Genomic DNA, 15,175 nt, shown 5'->3' with positions numbered 1-15,175 from the left:
GCGTCACTAAAACAGCACAAGGAGACAAATGATGAAGAAAGCACTGCTGGCGGGCAGCCTCGCCATCCTGGCGCTGGCAGGCGCCGCAAGCGCCCAGGCCGCCTGGCCCGAGCGTCCCATCACCATGGTGGTGCCCTTCCCGCCGGGCGGGCCGACCGATCTGGTGGCGCGGGTGCTGGCCAAGCAGCTGACGGACCAGCTGGGCCAGACCGTCGTGGTCGAGAACAAGGGCGGCGCCAACGGCAATATCGGCATGCAGTACGCGGCGGCCGCCAAGCCCGATGGCTACACCGTGCTGTACAACACGTCCTCCATCGCGCTCAGTCCCAATCTGTACCGGTCGCTGGCCTTCGACCCGGTCAAGGACTTCGCGCCGGTATCGTCCACGGCAGTGATCCCGCTGGTGCTGCTGGTGCATCCGTCCGTGCCGGCGCCAGACACCCGCGCGTTCGTGCAGTACGCGCGCGAGCATCCCGGCAAGCTGTCGTATGGTTCGGCCGGCGCCGGCAACGTCACGCACCTGGGCGCCCTTTTACTAATGCGTTCGCTGCAGATCGACGCGGTGCATGTGCCGTACCGCGGCAGCGCGCCGGCCATGACGGATCTGGTCGGCGGACAGGTGCAGCTCATGACCAATACGCTGAACGATTCGCTCGGCTTCATCCGCGAAGGCAAGCTGCGCGCGCTGGCCGTGACCAGCGGCACGCGCAGCGAACAATTGCCCGAAGTGCCGACGGTGGCGGAAACCGTGGTGCCTGGATTCGAGATGGGCGCCTGGCAAGGCGTGGTGGTGCCGGCAGGCACGCCGACGCCGATCATAGACAAGCTGAACGCCGAAATCCGCCGCGCGCTGCAATCGCCCGAAATGACCAAACAGCTCAAGGCGCAGGGCGCGCAGGCGCTGGGCTCCACGCCCCAGGAGTACGCGACCTACATCAAGAGCGAAATCGCGCGTTGGGGAGAAGTGATGAAGGAGGCCAACGTCAAGCTGGACTAATGGCCGCCGAAGGTGGATGCAAAACGCCCGCAAGTTGCGGGCGTTTTGCTGGGACTGCGAAGCCGGCTGAAAAACTCAGCGGCCGTTGGCCTTGGCGGTGATGCCGTTGGCCGCGCCCATGTCGGTATTGGGCACGTCGCGCAGCAGCACGCGCACGTCCTGGCCCGAGATGCCGATGCTGGCGCACACGGCCTGGTTCAGGGCCGCGATCAGTGCGGCCTTCTTGGCCTCGTCGCGGCCGGAGATCAGCGCCACGTCGACGCGAGCCATGGCCTTGCCGATTTCGCCGCCCACGATCACGTGCTCGGCCGCCACTTCCTGCAGCACGATGCGCACGCTGGGCAGCGGCGCCGCAATGCTTTCGACGACGGCGTTGGACGCGGCCTGCAACAGAGCGGCCTTCTGGGCGGCCGTGTGGCCTGCCATGATCTGGACATTCAAAATAGGCATGACGGATTCCGATGTTCCGAAAAAGGAGAAACCGGCCCAGGCGGCCGGCAAACCATCATATCCGTATCGGAGCCGCGCAAACGGCCAAGCGGCCTCGATACGGATTAGGGTTTCTCCCTGTCAGGCCGCCTGATCGCGGCGCTCGAGCTCGGGCTGCTCTTGCGCCTCGGTGGCCGCGGCAGCTTCCGCCGGCGCGGTTTCCGCCAGGGCCGGCGTCACCAGTTCCACGACCTTCTTGCGCGACAGCATGCCGATGAACTCGTCGTCCTCGCCGGTCACCGCGACCGGCTGGTCGCTGTGCACCAGCTGGGCCAGCACCTCGCCCAAGCCCGCCGTGGCCGGCACCGAAGCCAGGTCCTCGACGTAGCGCGAGATGTCGCGCGCGCCTTCCTCGATGGCGCGCGTGGCGGCCTCCGCGGTCAGCACGCCCGCCAGCCGCTTGCCGTCCAGCACTGGCGCGTATTCATAGCTCAGCGCGCGCATGCGGTCCATGGCGTGGGCGGGACGCGAACGCATGGTCAAAGTCAGGCGCGCCGGGTTCACGGCGTGCGTGGCGTTGAGCACCTTGGTGCGGTTCACGTCTTGCAGGAACGACTGCACGTAGTCGTTGGCCGGGTTCAACAGGATGTCTTCAGGCGTGCCTTCCTGCACCAGTTCGCCGTCCTTGAGAATGGCGATGCGGTTGCCCAGGCGCAGGGCTTCGTCCAGGTCATGGGTGATGAAGACGATGGTCTTGTTGAGCTTGGCCTGCAATTGCAGCAGCTGGTCCTGCATCTCGCGGCGGATCAGCGGATCCAGCGCCGAGAAGGCTTCGTCCATCAGCAGGATTTCGGCATCGGTAGCCAGCGCCCGCGCCAGGCCGACGCGCTGCTGCATGCCGCCCGACAGCTGGTGCGGATACTGGTTCTCGAAGCCCGACAGGCCCACCTGGTCCAGCCATTCGCGGGCGCGCTTTTCGCGTTCGGCACGGCCCACGCCCTGCACCGTGAGACCGTAGGCGGCATTGTCCAGCACCGTGCGGTGCGGGAACAGGCCAAAGCGCTGGAACACCATGCTCATCTTCTTCTGGCGGAAGATTTCCAGGTCGCGCTTGTTCAGGCTGACCACGTCCACGCCGTCGACCAGGATGTGGCCGGCGCTGGGTTCGATCAGGCGGTTGAAGTGGCGGATCAAGGTGGACTTGCCGGAACCCGACAGGCCCATGATGACGTAGATGCTGCCTTCTTCGATCGACAGGCTGATGTCGCGCAGGCCCAGCGTGTGGCCGCTTTCGGCCAGCAGCTGTTCCTTGCTCATGCCGCCCTGGGCGGCTTCCAGCCATTTCTTCGGATGCGGCCCGAAGACCTTGTAGATGTTCTTGACCTCGATCTTGCTCATCGCTGGCCTCCCATGCGCATGCGCTGTCCATACGATTGCGTGATCCGGTCGAACAGCACGGCCAGCACCACGATACCCAAGCCCGCCAGCAGGCCGCGGCCCACTTCCAGGCGGTTGATGCCGAGCAGCACTTCGTAGCCCAGGCCGCGCGCGCCGATCATCGAAGCGATCACCACCATCGACAGCGCCATCATCGTGGTCTGGTTGATGCCGGCCATGATGTTGGGCAGGGCCAGCGGCAACTGCACGCCGAACAGCTGCTGGCGTGGATTGGCGCCGAAGGCGCGCGAGGCTTCCAGCACTTCGCGGTCGACCAGGCGGATGCCCAGGTCGGTCAGGCGGATCAGCGGCGGCACGGCGTAGATCACGGTGGCGATGATGGCGGGGATCTTGCCCAGGCCGAACAGCATGACCACGGGGATCAGGTACACGAAGCTGGGCATGGTCTGCATCACGTCCAGCACCGGCAGCATGATGGAGCGCAGCCAGTTGATCCGCGCCATCAGCACGCCCAGCGGAATGCCGATAATCACCGACAGGCCGGCCGCCATGATCATCAGCGCCAGCGTCTGCATGCCGGCATCCCACAGGCCCAGCACGCCGATCACGCACAGCAGCGCGCCCATCGCCAGGCTCAGGCCGATGCGGCGGCTGACGCCCCAGGCGATCGCGACCGTGACCGCGACCACCGCCCACCAGGGCGAATTGCGCAGCAGCTGCTCCAGCCACACCAGGGCATGCAGCACGGGCTGGGACAGGGTCTCCAGCGTGTCGGCATAGTTGGTGACCAAGTGATCGACAAAGCCGTCGATCGCCCCCCGGACCTGCCGGGCGGGAATAATTTCAGGAAACATTCGTTCTACTCCATTCTGGCGCACTCACCGCGCGGACCGCCCGCGCCAGCCCCGGGATCGGGAATGCGGCGCAAGCTTGCGGCTTCCAGCTAGAAAACGGCCGGCCATCCCGGCTGCGCCAGCGCATCAAGGCCAGGGCGCGAACGCCCGGCCGGCGGTCATCCCGGCGAAGGAATCCGGCCCCTAGGGAGGGCCGGCGCGCGCCGCTGGGGCGCGCCGCCAGGCTCATGGCGGGTTACAGCGCGCCTTGGACGCGCCCGGCGACGTCGGCGGGGACCCACTTGGTCCAGACGTCGGGTTTGTTCTTCAGGAACCACTTGGCCACGGCGCTGGCTTCGTCGCCGGACTCTTCCATGTGGGCCAGGGTTTCATTGATCACCGGCAGCGGCACCGAGACCTTGGACAGGAATTCGGTGAGCTTGGGGGCTTCCTCGGAGAACTTGGTGTTCACCGCCGTGAAGACGGGGTTGTCGGGATAGGCGCTGGGCTCGGGATTGGCGCACTTGGGCGACGTCAGGCACTTGTGCTTTTCGGCGTCGTAGGGCGGCATGTCGAGCTTGACCAGGTCCATCGCGCCGACCAGCGGCGTGGGCGACCAATAGTAGAAAACCACGTTCTGCTTGCGCTTGTAGGCCGACATCAGGGCCGCCTTCTGCGCCGCGCCCGTGCCGGGCGAGTACAGCGTGTAGGAGTCGTCCAGCTTCAAGGCATGGAACAGGTTGTTGCTGGTGATTTCGCAGCCCCAGCCTGCCGGGCAGCCATAGAAGCGGCCTTTGCCGGGCTCTTCCGGATCCTTGAACTTGTCCTTGAACTTCGGCAGGTCGGCCGCGGACTTGAGTTCGGGCAAGCGTTCGGCCGTGTAGCGCGGGATGTACCAGCCTTCGGCGCCCATGTAGAGGTCGCCGATGCGCTTGACCTTGCCGGTCTTCTCGGCGCGGTCCCAGGGATCGGCGACGCTGTTCAGCCAGATCTCGGTGTTGATATCCAGATCGCCGCGCTCCAGCGCGGCCAGGGCGGGCAGGGTCTCGGTGGGCAGGGTTTCGGTCTTGCAACCGTAGCCCTTTTCCATGATGAAACGTTCGACGTCAACCAGGACCAGGTTGGATTCCCAGTTCATCGCGCCGAAATTGACCGGGCGCTTGATTTCGCACTGAACGGCATCGGCGGCTTGGGCCGCGCCGGCAAAGGCGAACAACACGGCCGCGGCGGCCAGGGTCTTGACAGGGGTAAAACGCATTGGCTTTTGCCTCCATAGGTTCAGGCACACACGCCAGGCTTGGGCCCGAAGGTGCCATGGAGCTAAGGGGGTTGTGCGGAAGACGGGCAGAACCGCCAATACAAACCGACACTAGCAACAAGACGGTCCGCGAGGATGCGTCGTCTTGCAAGACAGGAGCTTCAAAAACGCAGTTTTTGAAAACCCACAGAAAGTGAACAAACTGAACGAAGAAGCGAGCATCTTAAACGAAATTGATGCTCAGCCCAACCCCACCCCGGAATGAATCAGATACATTTCCGGAAAAAATGGTCCGGGATTACCCGCAACGACCAGGGGCGGAATCGCGATTTTCCCTAGAGGATTTTGATTCAGAAGCAAAGATACATTCAGTTAATAATAAATTCATATCCACACGCTTTAGCGCCATCAAAACGGCCCGGAAACGGCCGTTCCGGCCAGGGCGTGGACGCGTTTCGGGCGAATTTCCGCCGCCATTCGGGTTGGCGGCGGCCGCCTAATGGACACTTGCTGGCCGCTATCCGTTCTTCACGTACATATAGTCCCGGCGCCACGGATAGGCCTGGTCCGCCGGGTTGTCCAGCTCGTCGGCGCGCCCCGTCGCCGGATGCTGGCCCAGGATCTGATGCAGCGCGATCCAGCCATGCTCGAACCCCATGGCGCAGCCGGCCAGGTACAGCCGGTAGGCGCGCAATGAACGTTCGCCCTGCTCGCCGCCCAGGATGCGCGCCGCCTCAGAAAGGCGCGCCTCCAGCGCATCGCTCCAGGCCCACAGGGTGCGCGCGTAGTGCGGCCGCAGGTTTTCCACGTCCACTTCTTCCAGCCCGCCGTTGGTCAAGGTTTCCAGCACCACGCTGACGTGGGTCAGCTCGCCGCCCGGGAAGATGTATTTCTCGATGAATTCGCCCATGCCATTGCCGAGTTCAGCGTTGTAGACGCCCGCCGCGGTAATGCCATGGTTCATGATCAGTCCGCCCGGCTTGAGCAGGCGGCGCAGCTTGGCGAAATAGCCTTCGAGCTGGGCCCGGCCCACGTGCTCGAACATGCCGACCGACGCAATCTTGTCGTAGGGCGCGGATTCGTCCAGCTTGCGGTAATCGAGCAGTTCCATGCGGACCCGACCGGCCAGCCCCTTCTCCTGGATCAGCTTGCTAACATGGGCATGCTGGTTGCGCGACAGCGTGATGCCGGTGGCGTCGACGCCATAGTTCTCGGCCGCCCACAGCAGCAGGCCGCCCCAGCCCGCACCCACGTCCAGGAAGCGCTCGCCTTCGCGCAGGCGCAGCTTGCGGCAGATGTGGTCGAGCTTGGCTTCCTGGGCCTGCGCCAGCGTCATGCCCGGCTCGCGGTAATAGGCGCAGGAATAGACCCGGCGCGGATCCAGCCAGAGCGCGTAGAAATCGTCCGACAGGTCGTAGTGGAACTCGATCTGCCTGGCGTCGCGTTCGACCGAATGGCGCCAGACCGATACCACCTTGCGCACCAGCTCAGTGAGCCAGCCGCCACGGGCCGCGTCCACCGGCGAACCGGGCAGCAGCGCCGATGCCGCGGCCATGACATCGCGCATATTGCCTTCTATGTCGATGCGGCCTTCCACGTAATCCTGGCCCAGCACGCCCACCGCGCCTTCGGCCAGGTGCGCCAAGGCGGTCTTGTCATGCGTGACGAAACGGACGCGGGGCTCGGGCGGCCCCAGCACGGCGCCGTCGGGCAGAACCAGCTGGACCGGGACCGGCAGGGCCTGAAGTTTGCGTTCCACAACAGACAACAAAGGATTCACGGCTACTCCTCTGGAATACGTACGGACCTCAATGACTTTATCGGAAAAAACCTGCAATTTGCTTGTAAGGTTGCCCGTGATACAGTCGTTCACTTGGCCCAAAACGTGCAACAAACCGCATCCGGGCCCTGTCACTGCGCTACCCCGCAATCCACATGCCCCCATCACAGTCTTTTCGCAGCGGCCTGCCCGGCTGGCTGATACTCATGGGCGCGCTGACCGCAATCGGTCCGTTCGCCATCGACATGTACCTGCCCGCGTTCCCCACGATCGCGGCAAACCTGGGCGTGTCCCGCGGCGATGTCGAACGCACGCTGGCCGCCTACCTGATCGGGCTGGCGATGGCGCAGGTGTTCTACGGCCCGATGGCCGACCGCTACGGCCGCAAACCGCCGCTGCTGGTGGGCCTGACGCTGTTCATGATCGCCTCCCTGGGCTGCGCGCTTTCAGGATCGGTCGAAGCGCTGACCGGCTGGCGCGTGGTGCAGGCCATGGGCGGCGCCGCCGGCATCGTGATCCCGCGCGCCGTCATCCGCGACCACTACGAAACCCACGAAGCCGCGCGCGCCATGTCGCTGCTGATGCTCATCATGGGCCTGGCCCCCATTCTCGCGCCCCTGGCAGGCGGCCAATTGCTGACCATCACCTCGTGGCGCAGCCTGTTCTGGGTGATGCTGGCCGGCGGCGCGATGCTGATGGCCGCCGTCATACTCATCATGAAGGAATCGCTGGCGCCCGAACGCGTGGTGCCGCTGCGTTGGGAAACCATACTGCGGAATTACCGCGACCTGTTCGCCCATCGCGGCTTCATGGCGCACAGCCTGGCCGGCGGCTTCGGCCAGGCTGGCATGTTCGCCTACATCATCGGCTCGCCGCGCGTCTTCATCGAACTCTACGGCGTGGCTCCCCAGTACTACGGCCTGCTGTTCGGCACCAACGCGCTGTCGCTCATCATCTGTTCGCAGATCAGCGCCCGCCTGCTGCGCACCTACACGCCGCGCCAATTGCAGCGCCGCGCCCTGACTTCGCTGGCCTGCGCCAGCCTGGCCGCGGTCGCGCTGACGCTGGCCGGCTGGATGACGCTGCCGCTGCTGATGCTGTGCCTGATCTGCTACATGGGCAGCCAGGGCTTCGTGAACCCCAACTCGGCCGCGCTGGCGCTATCGGACCAGGGCAAGCGCCTGGGCGCGGCGTCCGCGCTTCTGGGGACGCTTCAACTGTCCTGCGGCGCGCTGGCCGGTTTCGCCGTCAGCGCCTGGCAAACCGACAGCGCCCTGCCCCTGACGACCACGCTGGCGGCGTGCGCCTGCCTGTCCTGGATCTCGGGCCGCGTGGCGCAATCGCACGCCAGCTAGCCTGGTCGCTTGATTTAATTACGCTTTTCGTATTAGAATCTAAGTCTTCACATGAAGTTTCCCGTGCCGGACTACTATGCTTTGTAGTTCAGCACTCTGACCCCAACCGCGCAACGTCTGGCGATTCCCCAGGAATTCCCAGAGATTCTTCCAAGAATTTTGCGGGTGGCAGGCAGCGGGTATAAGCACTGGGGCGGACCAGACTGGGCTTTGATGGCCATTCCGACCCCCCCTCATCCACTAAGACTGGGTGGCCGGCAAAGGCAGCGCAAGCGCCTGTACAGCCCGGCGGCTGAAACCCTGTCTACCCCCCAAGCGATGCGCGACAAAAGAATGACCTAAAGAGGTGCATCCATGGCACGCGTATGCCAAGTGACCGGCAAAGGCCCGATGGTGGGCAACAATGTTTCGCACGCAAACAACAAGACCAAGCGTCGCTTCCTGCCCAACCTGCAATCGCGCCGGTTCTGGGTTGAAAGCGAAAACCGCTGGGTCCGCCTGCGTGTTTCGGCCAAGGCCATCCGCACGATCGACAAGAACGGCATCGACGCCGTGCTGGCCGAAATGCGTGCCCGCGGCGAAATGGCCTAATCGGCCTCCCCGCCAATCTACATACTAGGAGCACGACATGGCCAAAGGTATCCGCGAAAAGATCAAGCTCGAGTCGACTGCCGGCACGGGTCATTTCTACACGACCACCAAGAACAAGCGCAACATGCCCGAGAAGATGCTGATCAAGAAATTTGATCCGGTCGCTCGCAAGCACGTTGACTACAAGGAAACCAAGCTGAAGTAATTCAGCCGGTTTTCCCGCAAGACGAAGAGGCCCTGCATCGCAGGGCCTTTTTCATTTCCGCGCGGACGGCGCGTGGAGCGCCTGTCTATTGCCCCGGGACGAAAGCCCATGTTCCAATTGGGCCGCTGTCATCCACCGCGCCTGCTGGCGCCAGATTCCCTCTCCACGCGATACCTGACATGTTCCGTCCCTGCCTTACCCTGTTGCGCCGCGCCGTGGCGCCGGCACTCCTGGCCCTGGCGCTGACTCCCGCCGCCTCGGCCAAGGACAAGGAGCCGCCCATCCGCATTGGCGAGATCAACAGCTACAAGGCGATCCCCGCCTTCCTCGGCCCGTACAAGAAGGGCTGGCAGTTGGCGCTGGAAGAGGTCAACGCCGGCGGCGGCGTGCTGGGCAGGAAGCTGGAGGTAATTTCGCGCGACGACAACGGCAACCCCGGCGATTCGGTGCGCGCGGCCCAGGAATTGCTGGCCCGCGAAAAGGTCGAGCTGTTGTTCGGCGGCTTCCTGTCCAATACCGGCCTGGCGCTGACGGACTTCGCCAAGCAGCAGCAGGTGTTCTTCCTGGCGGCCGAGCCGCTCACCGACAAGATCACCTGGCAGGACGGCAACCGCTATACCTACCGCCTGCGCCCGTCCACCTGGATGCACGTGGCGGCGCTGGCCCCCAAGGCGCTGGCCTTGCGCAAGAAGCGTTGGGCCATCGTCTACCCCAACTATGAATACGGCCAGTCCGCCGTGGCCACCTTCAAGGCCATGATGACCTCGTTCCAGTCCGACGTGGAATTCGTCGCCGAGCAGGCCGTGCCGCTGGGCAAGGTCGATGCGGGCGCCGTGGTGCAGGCGCTGGCGGACGCCAAGCCCGACGCGATCTTCAACGTGCTGTTCGCCGCCGACCTGACCCGCTTCGTGCGCGAGGGCAATACCCGCGGCCTGTTCGAGAACCGCGCCGTGGTGTCGGTGCTGTCCGGCGAACCCGAATACCTGGAGCCGCTGGGCGCCGATACGCCCACCGGCTGGATCGTCACGGGCTACCCCTGGTACGCCATCGACACGCCGGCCAACAACGACTTCGTCGCAGCCTACAAGAAGCGCTACAACGAAACGCCCAAGGTCGGCTCAGTCGTGGGCTACGCGTCCCTCATGTCCATCGCCCAGGGCCTGAAGGCCGCGGGCGAGGTGGACACCGAAAAACTGGTCGACGCTTTTGCCGGCCTGAAGGTCGACACGCCTTACGGCCCGATCCAGTACCGCAAGATCGACCACCAGTCGACCATGGGCGTGTACGTGGGCGTGACCGCGGTGGAAGACGGCAAGGGCGTGATGAAGGATTTCGCCTACATCGACGGCGCCCGCCTGCAGCCGCCTGACGAGCAAGTGCGCAAGATGCGTCCGGCGCACTGATGAGCCTGTCCGGGCTGCTGCTGCAGCTGCTCAATGGGCTGGCGGACGCCAGCGCGCTGTTCCTGGTGGCCGCCGGCCTGTCGCTGATCTTCGGCGTCACGCGCGTGGTCAACTTCGCGCACGGTTCGTTCTACATGCTGGGCATCTACCTGGCTTGGACCTTCACCGGCTATTTCGGCGACGGCGCGGGCTATTGGGCCGGGCTGCTGCTGGCGGCGCTGGCCACCGGCCTCATCGGCGCGGCCGCCGAATGGCTGGTGCTGCGACGCCTGTACCAGGCCCCCGAACTGTTCCAGCTGCTGGCCACCTTTGCGCTGGTGCTCATCATCGGCGACGCTGCGCTGGCCATCTGGGGGCCGGAAGACCTGTTCGCGGCGCGCGCCCCCGGCCTGTCCGGCGCCGTGCAGATCCTGGGCCGCCGCTATCCCGAATACGACCTGCTGCTGATCGCCGCCGGCCCCGTGGTACTGGGCCTGCTGTGGCTGCTGCTGATGCGCACCCGCTGGGGCCGCCTGCTGCGCGCAGCAGCTGAAAACCGCAAGATGCTGGCCGCGCTGGGCGTGAACCAGGCCTGGCTGTTCACCTCCGCATTCACCCTGGGCGCCTTCCTGGCCGGCCTGGGCGGCGCGCTGGCGGCGCCGCGCGTGCCCGCCACGCTCGGGCTGGACCTGGAAATCATCGCCAGCGCCTTCGTGGTGGTGGTGGTGGGCGGCCTGGGCTCGATTCCCGGCGCCTTCCTGGCCGCCTTGCTGATCTGCTCCGTCAAGGCTTTGTTCGTGTTCCTGGGACAGGTGCAGATCGGCCCCTGGCTCTTCAACCTGTCCAAGCTCACGCTGCTGGCCGAGTTCGCCGTGATGGCCGTGGTGCTGGTGGTGCGGCCCTGGGGCCTGCTGGGCAAGCCGCCAGAGCCCGCCTCCCACGCCGCCGCACCCGAGCGTCCCATCGCCCCCGCGGGCCGCCGCCTGCGGCTGGCCTACGGCCTGCTGCTGGCGCTGCTGGCGCTGGCGCCCGTGGCAGCCGCGCACAGTCCCTATCTGGGCATCCTGCTGACTGAAATCCTGATCGCCGCGCTGTTTGCCGCCAGCCTGCATTTCCTGACCGGACTGGCCGGCATGACCTCGTTCGGCCACGCCGCCTGGTTCGGCCTGGGCGCCTACGGCGCCGCGCTGCTCTTGAAACTGGCGGCCGTGCCGATGGAAGCGGCGCTGTTGCTGGGCCCCTTTGCCGCGGCGCTGGGCGCGCTGCTGTTCGGCTGGTTCTGCGTGCGCTTGTCGGGCGTGTACCTGGCGATGCTGACCCTGGCGGTGGCGCAGATCCTCTGGGCGCTGGCCTATCAGTGGGACGACGTGACCGGCGGCAGCAACGGCCTGATCGGACTGTGGCCGTCGGCCTGGCTCACCCAGGGACCCTGGTTCTATTACCTCACGCTGGCGCTGTGCGTGGCCGGCATCGCCTGGCTGCGCCGCCTGGCGTTCTCGCCGCTGGGCTACGCCCTGCGCGGCGTGCGCGACTCGTCCTTGCGCGCCGAAGCCCTGGGCATGGACACGCGGCGCGTGCAATGGGCGGGCTTCGTGGCCGCCTCCTTTGCCGCGGGCCTGGCCGGGTCGCTCTACGCGTTCTCCAAAGGCAGCATCGCGCCCGACACGCTGGCCGTGAGCCGGTCCGTGGACGGGCTGGTCATGGTGTTGCTGGGCGGTTTGCAGACCCTGGCCGGCCCGCTGGTCGGCGCGGCATCCTACACCTGGCTGCAGGATGCGGCCGCGCGCAGCACCGAGTACTGGCACGCCGTGCTGGGGCTGGCCATCCTGGCCTTGGTCATGGCCTTTCCCGAGGGCTTGGCCGGCGCCGCCGCGCGCATCGCCGCAAGCTGGAACAGGAGGCGCGCATGACCGCCGCCCCGCTGCTGCAAGTCCGCGAACTGCGCAAATCGTTCGGCGGCATCGACGCGCTGGCCGGCGTGTCGTTCACGCTGGAAGCGGGCCGGATGCTGGCACTGATCGGCCCCAACGGCGCCGGCAAATCCACCTGCTTCAATGCGCTGGGCGGCCAATTGCGGCCCGACTCCGGCTCGGTCCTGCTGGACGGCCGCGAGCTGGTGGGCCTGTCGGCCGGCAAGATCTGCCGGCTGGGCGTGGGACGCACCTTCCAGACCGCCGCCACCTTCCGCTCCATGACGGTGCGCGAGAACGTGCAGACGGCGCTGCTGTCGCGCGACCGGCTGCTGCTGAACCCGTGGCGCCGGGCCACCCGCTACGCGGCAGAGGAAGCCATGTCGCTGCTGTCGCAGGTGCAGATGGCCGACAAGTCGGAGGATCATTGCGGCACGCTGGCCTATGGCGACGTCAAGCGGGTCGAACTGGCCATGGCGCTGGCGCACCAGCCGCGGCTATTGCTGATGGACGAGCCCACCGCGGGCATGGCCACCAATGAACGCCATGCGCTGATGCGGTTGACGCGCACGCTGGCCGACACGCAGCGCATCGCGGTCCTCTTCACCGAGCACAGTCTGGACGTGGTCTTCAAACACGCCGACCGCATCGCGGTGCTGGTGCGCGGCAGTCTGCTGGCCGAGGGCGAACCGGCGCAGATTGCGGCCGACGAGCGGGTCCGCGCCGCCTACCTGGGCACGGAAACGCCACAGCCGGCCTGAATCCCGGCGCGCCCGGCCTCAGTCATCCCTCAGCCCGTTGGGCTGGCATTCCCAGAAGATCTTGGCCTGGCACCCCTCGCAGATACCGCGGTCCAGCTTGGCATAGATCGTGTGCAGCGCCGTCGCCTTGTCGGGAAAGATGTGATCTTCGCCCAGGCGCTGCAGGAATCCGGTGCGGCGCCACATGTCCAGCACTTCCGGCCGGGGGCGGTGGAAATACAGGTCGCCGCCCATGGCCCGTCGGGCGGCCAGTTCGTCTTCCCAGACCTGCGCGCCGGCCATGTCGATGAAATTCATGCTCTTGGCCATGACCAGCAGGTGGCGCGGCGCGCCGGGCCCGGCGCGCAGTTCATGCAGCCGCTGCGCCACGTGCGTGGCGGCGCCGAAATAGACCGAACCTTCCATGCGCAGCAGCTTCAGTTGCGGGCATTCAGGCAGGGCGTCCGGCTGATGCTCCAGCACCACGAAGCGCCGCTCCAGTCCACGCGAATCGAAACCCATGGTGCGCATCGCGGGCCGCGAGGTGCGGTGCAGATAGACCATCAGCGATAGCACCGTGCCCAGCAGGATCGCCACTTCCATGCGTATGGTGATGGTGGCGGCCAGGGTGGCGGCGGCGATGATGGCTTCGCCGCGCTGGGTGCGGATAAGCTGGCGCCAGCGCGGAATGTCGAACAGGGTCCAGGCCACCAGCAGCAGCAGCCCGGAGATCGCGGCATGCGGAATCATGGCCAGCAGCGGCGCCGACAGGGCCACCAGTGCCACCAGCAGCAAAGCCGAAAACACGGACGCCAGCGGCGTCTTGGCGCCGGCCTCGTAATTGGGAATGGAACGGTTGAGCGACCCGCAGGACAGATAGCAGGAGAAAAAGCCGCCCACGATATTGGACAGCCCCTGCCCCACGAATTCGCGGTTGGCGTCGATGCGCTGGCCTGAACGCGTGGCCACGGCCTTGGCAATGGAAATGGACTGCGCCAGCGCCACGATGGTCAGCGCGAAGGCCACGCTCAGCAATTCGGGCAGCGCGCGCCAGTCCACGCTGGGAATATGGAAAGGCGGCCAGGGTTGCGCCAGCGCTCCCAGCACGGACACCGGCGCGCCTGCGGTCATCGCATTGAACCCGGCGGCCGCCAACGCCCCTGCCGCCAGTCCCGCCAGCATATAGGGCTTGCGCTTGTCCAAGCGCCGCAGCAGCAATGCCACCGCCAGCGTCGTGAGCGTCACCAGCAAGGCGCCCCAGTGCACCTGCGCGATGTTCGTGGCCAGGCTTGCCAGCAAGGCTCCCGCGCCGTGCACGTCCGGCGCGGGCATGCCCAGCGCGTCCTTCAGCGCATGCACGGCAATCAGCAGGGCCGCGCCGCTGGTGAAGCCGAACAGCGCCGAAGGCGAAATGAAATGCGCCAGCGATCCCAGCCTGAGCGTGCCCACCAGCCATTGCATCAAGCCGACCAGCACGGTCACGGCCAGCGCCAACTGGATGTAGCCCTGGCTGCCGGCGACCGCCAGCGGCGTCAGCACCGCATAGAGCGCCAGCGAGTTGGCGTTGGTCGGACCTGACATGACGTGGCGGCTGGACCCGAAAAGCGCCGCGACGATACAGGGCACGATGGCGGAATACAGGCCGTACTCGGGCGGCAGGCCCGCCAGCATGGCGAACGCCACGCCCTGCGGCAGCACCAGCAACGCGCCCAGCAGCCCCGCCGTCGCATCCGCGCGCAAGGTCCGCGCATTGACCTCGTCCACCCACGAGCCGAACAACCGGCGCGCGACGCTCATCCCCCCCTGCATCATTCTTTCCTATCCCTTGGCATCTGCTTTCTGATCGGCCCGCCTGCGGCGCACAGAGCCTGCGGCGGGTCGTCTAGCGTAAACGCTAGCGCCCCCCGCGCGCAACGCGTCCCGGCTACCTCAGGTAGCGGCTTTCGAGTTCCCGCATGCGGGCATCGCCCTGCAACGCGATGATTTCCTTGACCGTCGGCAGGCTGGCGTCCACCTGGTGGATGCCGCCATCGCGGCGGATGCGGGCGAATACGTCCCGCATCGCCCCCACCGCGGCGCGAATGGCGTGGTTGCCATAGATCACCAGGCCCACCTTGCCCAGCGCCTGGATATCGGATTCGCGCAACTGGGGATAGGCGGTAGGCACCAACACCAGCGGCGCGCGGCCTTGCCATGCGGCCACGAACGACAGGATCTCGTCGGGCGTGCTCTGCCTGGAATGGATCAGGATGGCATCCGCGCCCGCGGCTTCATTGGCTCTTGCGCTGCCTCTTATT

General features: G+C 66.1%; 14 protein-coding genes. 7 read left to right on the top strand and 7 right to left on the bottom strand.

Annotated elements, in window-relative coordinates; all coding sequences use genetic code 11:
- Nucleotides 1–31 precede the first annotated feature (31 nt).
- Nucleotides 32–997 carry a Bug family tripartite tricarboxylate transporter substrate binding protein gene (locus AC6LKD_RS08690; protein ID WP_498115959.1) on the top strand — a complete coding sequence of 322 codons (966 nt, stop codon included), beginning with the start codon at nucleotides 32–34 and terminating at the stop codon, nucleotides 995–997.
- 75 nt (nucleotides 998–1,072) lie between these two features.
- On the opposite strand, the gene AC6LKD_RS08685 is transcribed toward AC6LKD_RS08690, so the two are convergent.
- The 5 genes from AC6LKD_RS08685 to AC6LKD_RS08665 all read right to left on the bottom strand — a co-directional run bounded on the left by AC6LKD_RS08685 (nucleotide 1,073) and on the right by AC6LKD_RS08665 (nucleotide 6,695).
- Nucleotides 1,073–1,447, bottom strand: coding sequence for a tautomerase family protein (locus AC6LKD_RS08685; protein WP_013395418.1), 375 nt, complete (start codon nucleotides 1,445–1,447; stop codon nucleotides 1,073–1,075).
- 120 nt (nucleotides 1,448–1,567) lie between these two features.
- Nucleotides 1,568–2,824 carry a quaternary amine ABC transporter ATP-binding protein gene (locus AC6LKD_RS08680; protein WP_013395419.1) on the bottom strand — a complete coding sequence of 419 codons (1,257 nt, stop codon included), beginning with the start codon at nucleotides 2,822–2,824 and terminating at the stop codon, nucleotides 1,568–1,570.
- Nucleotides 2,821–3,678: an ABC transporter permease gene (locus tag AC6LKD_RS08675; protein WP_013395420.1), complete on the bottom strand. Its 858-nt coding sequence runs from the start codon at nucleotides 3,676–3,678 to the stop codon at nucleotides 2,821–2,823. Before AC6LKD_RS08675 ends, AC6LKD_RS08680 begins: the two co-directional genes overlap by 4 nt.
- A gap of 235 nt (nucleotides 3,679–3,913) precedes the next feature.
- On the bottom strand, nucleotides 3,914–4,915 hold the full coding sequence (locus AC6LKD_RS08670; RefSeq protein ID WP_013395421.1) for an ABC transporter substrate-binding protein: 1,002 nt from the start codon (nucleotides 4,913–4,915) through the stop codon (nucleotides 3,914–3,916).
- A 517-nt stretch (nucleotides 4,916–5,432) separates the two neighbouring features.
- The gene (locus tag AC6LKD_RS08665) at nucleotides 5,433–6,695 is read right to left on the bottom strand and encodes a class I SAM-dependent methyltransferase (RefSeq protein ID WP_013395422.1); all 1,263 of its coding nucleotides are present in this window, start codon (nucleotides 6,693–6,695) and stop codon (nucleotides 5,433–5,435) included.
- A gap of 206 nt (nucleotides 6,696–6,901) precedes the next feature.
- Here AC6LKD_RS08665 and AC6LKD_RS08660 point away from each other — a divergent pair, with 206 nt between their 5' ends.
- The 6 genes from AC6LKD_RS08660 to AC6LKD_RS08635 all read left to right on the top strand — a co-directional run bounded on the left by AC6LKD_RS08660 (nucleotide 6,902) and on the right by AC6LKD_RS08635 (nucleotide 12,899).
- Nucleotides 6,902–8,050 carry a Bcr/CflA family multidrug efflux MFS transporter gene (locus AC6LKD_RS08660; RefSeq protein WP_013395423.1) on the top strand — a complete coding sequence of 383 codons (1,149 nt, stop codon included), beginning with the start codon at nucleotides 6,902–6,904 and terminating at the stop codon, nucleotides 8,048–8,050.
- A 354-nt stretch (nucleotides 8,051–8,404) separates the two neighbouring features.
- The gene (gene rpmB / locus AC6LKD_RS08655) at nucleotides 8,405–8,641 is read left to right on the top strand and encodes a 50S ribosomal protein L28 (protein WP_013395424.1); all 237 of its coding nucleotides are present in this window, start codon (nucleotides 8,405–8,407) and stop codon (nucleotides 8,639–8,641) included.
- A gap of 37 nt (nucleotides 8,642–8,678) precedes the next feature.
- Complete coding sequence (gene rpmG, locus AC6LKD_RS08650) at nucleotides 8,679–8,846, top strand: 50S ribosomal protein L33 (protein WP_003810296.1); 168 nt, start codon at nucleotides 8,679–8,681, stop codon at nucleotides 8,844–8,846.
- Nucleotides 8,847–9,025: 179 nt separating this feature from the next.
- Nucleotides 9,026–10,249 carry an ABC transporter substrate-binding protein gene (locus AC6LKD_RS08645; RefSeq protein WP_492277103.1) on the top strand — a complete coding sequence of 408 codons (1,224 nt, stop codon included), beginning with the start codon at nucleotides 9,026–9,028 and terminating at the stop codon, nucleotides 10,247–10,249.
- Nucleotides 10,249–12,138, top strand: coding sequence for an ABC transporter permease (locus AC6LKD_RS08640; protein ID WP_498115910.1), 1,890 nt, complete (start codon nucleotides 10,249–10,251; stop codon nucleotides 12,136–12,138). The genes AC6LKD_RS08645 and AC6LKD_RS08640 overlap by 1 nt, the downstream gene beginning before the upstream one ends.
- Nucleotides 12,135–12,899: an ABC transporter ATP-binding protein gene (locus AC6LKD_RS08635; RefSeq protein ID WP_498115909.1), complete on the top strand. Its 765-nt coding sequence runs from the start codon at nucleotides 12,135–12,137 to the stop codon at nucleotides 12,897–12,899. The genes AC6LKD_RS08640 and AC6LKD_RS08635 overlap by 4 nt, the downstream gene beginning before the upstream one ends.
- Nucleotides 12,900–12,917: 18 nt before the next feature.
- Here the strand turns inward: AC6LKD_RS08635 and AC6LKD_RS08630 are convergent, their stop codons facing one another.
- Both AC6LKD_RS08630 and AC6LKD_RS08625 read right to left on the bottom strand, forming a co-directional pair.
- The gene (locus AC6LKD_RS08630; protein ID WP_498115908.1) at nucleotides 12,918–14,675 is read right to left on the bottom strand and encodes a SulP family inorganic anion transporter; all 1,758 of its coding nucleotides are present in this window, start codon (nucleotides 14,673–14,675) and stop codon (nucleotides 12,918–12,920) included.
- A 127-nt stretch (nucleotides 14,676–14,802) separates the two neighbouring features.
- On the bottom strand, nucleotides 14,803–15,175 hold a 373-nt coding region (locus AC6LKD_RS08625; protein WP_498115907.1), incomplete at its 5' end, for an isocitrate lyase/phosphoenolpyruvate mutase family protein.

It is taken from the genome of Achromobacter sp. D7-1, assembly GCF_059760445.1.
This window is presented reverse-complemented; position numbering and strand designations above follow the sequence as displayed.